Origin of the sequence: Sphaerospermopsis sp. LEGE 00249 (genome assembly GCF_014299995.1) — a bacterium.
GTDB classification, from domain to species: Bacteria; Cyanobacteriota; Cyanobacteriia; order Cyanobacteriales; family Nostocaceae; genus Sphaerospermopsis; species Sphaerospermopsis kisseleviana.
The window spans coordinates 1-2,377 of record NZ_JACJUZ010000155.1; the positions used below are offsets into that span (position 1 = coordinate 1).

The 2,377-nt window shown below is 40.2% G+C and carries 1 protein-coding gene; it reads left to right on the plus strand.

Annotated features, from left to right (window positions below):
- The first annotated feature begins 204 nt into the window (after positions 1–204).
- Entirely contained in the window at positions 205–2,250 is a 2,046-nt protein-coding gene (gene ligA / locus H5968_RS24815) for an NAD-dependent DNA ligase LigA (protein WP_187042063.1), read from the plus strand.
- Positions 2,251–2,377: the final 127 nt, after the last annotated feature.

Consider the following 2,377-nt stretch of genomic DNA (forward strand, 5'->3'; position numbering starts at 1 on the left):
AAACGCTGCGATTAATTTAAAACAAGAAGCGGTCAGATTGATCGTGTTAGCCTGTGGTCAGTGAGCGAAGTCGAACTGTGGACTAGATAGTGCCGACACTGCTAGGGTGAAACAGGAAGAAAAAGCCAACTTTTGTTAGCATTAGTTAGCTTTTTTGTATCGGATAATTATTAATTATTTACTAGATATTTTGCTATGAGTTTTATGATCCAAACCCACCCTGAAGCTAAACGTGTAGAAGAATTGCGACGTTTATTACAACAAGCCAGCTATGCTTACTATGTCCTCGATGCACCAATAATGGAAGATACGGTTTATGACCGACTGTATCGAGAATTACAGGAATTAGAAACGAAATATCCAGAATTAATTACTCCTGATAGTCCTACTCAGCGTGTGGGTGAACGACCAGCAACTCATTTTACATCAGTACGGCATAATATACCTCTATATAGTTTGGAAAATGCTTTTAATGTTGAAGAGTTGCAAAATTGGGATCAACGTTGGCGGCGACACCTACCGCCTCAGTATTCTCTGGGGGAAGCGGACTATGTAGCGGAACTGAAAATTGATGGTGCGGCTTTGGCGTTGACTTACCAAAATGGTATTCTGGTAAGAGGTGCAACTAGGGGTGATGGGATGATGGGTGAAGATATTACCCAAAATGTGCGGACTATTCGCTCTATTCCCTTACGTTTGAATTTTGACGGTTTGGCAGAAATTGAAAAGGTGGAAGTACGGGGAGAGGTATTTTTACCTTTGGAAGTGTTTAAACAAATTAATGAGAAACGACAAAAAGCAGGTGAACAGTTATTTGCTAATCCGCGCAATGCTGTAGCTGGTACGCTAAGACAGTTAGATCCGCGTATTGTTGCCCAACGTCAATTAGATTTCTTTGCTTATACTCTGCATATTCCCGGTTTGGATGATGCCAGTATTGCTAATACCCAATGGGAAGCTTTGGAATTGTTACAAAAGCTAGGTTTTCGCGTTGATACTAATCATAAACTCTGTCATTCTCTCAGTGAAGTTGCGGAATATTACCAACATTGGGATACTGAAAGGCTAAATTCACCCTATATGACAGATGGGGTGGTGGTAAAATTGAATGCTTTTAAACTGCAAGAACAACTAGGGTTTACACAGAAGTTTCCCCGTTGGGCGATCGCTCTCAAATATGCAGCCGAGGAAGCGCCTACTCGTGTAGAAAATATTACTGTCAATGTCGGCAGAACCGGAGCATTAACACCTTTGGCGGAAATGCGCCCAGTACAATTAGCAGGTACTACTGTTTCTCGTGCTACATTACATAATAGCGATCGCATTCAGCAATTAGATATCCGCATTGGTGATACTGTCATTGTTCGCAAAGCTGGGGAAATTATCCCGGAAGTAGTACGGGTAATTAAAGAACTACGCCCTGCAAATACCGAACCTTTTATCATGCCTACCCATTGTCCTGTATGTGGTCAACCGGTGGTGCGAGAATCAGGAGAAGCTGTTACTAGATGTGTAAATGCTTCCTGTCCTGCCATTCTCAAAGGAGAGATTGAACATTGGGTAAGTCGGGATGCTTTAGATATTAAAGGAATGGGTGAAAAACTGGTGCATCAACTGGTAGATAAAAGTTTAGTCCATTCTGTTGGCGATTTATACGACTTGACAGAAGACAAGTTATGTGCATTAGAAAGGATGGGTAAAAAGTCAGCGCAAAAATTAATCAGTGCGATCGCTCAATCCAAAAATCAACCTTGGTCTAGGGTATTATATGGTTTAGGCATTCGTCATGTAGGTAGCGTCAACGCCCAATTATTAACCGAAAAATTTACCACCGTGGAAAAATTAGCCGCTGCAAAACAATCTGATATAGAAGGTGTTTATGGTATCGGTGCAGAAATTGCCCAATCAGTTTCTCAGTGGTTTCGCATCAGTGCAAATCAAACTTTAATTTCTCGTCTTCAAGCCATTGGGTTACAATTAGCTAACATCGAAACACCGAAAACAACAAATGAAATTAATCCCAATATTGCAGGTAAAACCTTTGTGGTAACGGGTACTTTACCTAATTTAAAACGGGATGAAGCAAAAGCATTAATTCAAAAAGCTGGTGGGAAAGTCACTGACTCTGTGAGTAAAAAAACTGATTTTTTAGTTGTTGGTGCTGATGCAGGATCTAAATTAGAAAAAGCGCAATCTTTAGGAATTAAACAGTTAAATGAGGCACAGTTGTTAGAGATGTTAAAGGAGTAATATAGCAATCCTGAGCAGTTTGTGAGAAAATACGGAAATAAGAAAAAAGTAAATTTGAGAACTGGGGTGTGGGCTACAAATGTGGATACAATTATTAGAGGATTTTATCAAAAATAGTCAAGAGCCG

Excerpts from the sequence above, each read along its gene's own strand:
- ligA (WP_187042063.1), top strand. The coding sequence starts at position 205 with ATGATCCAAACCCACCCTGAAGCTAAACGTGTAGAAGAATTGCGACGT.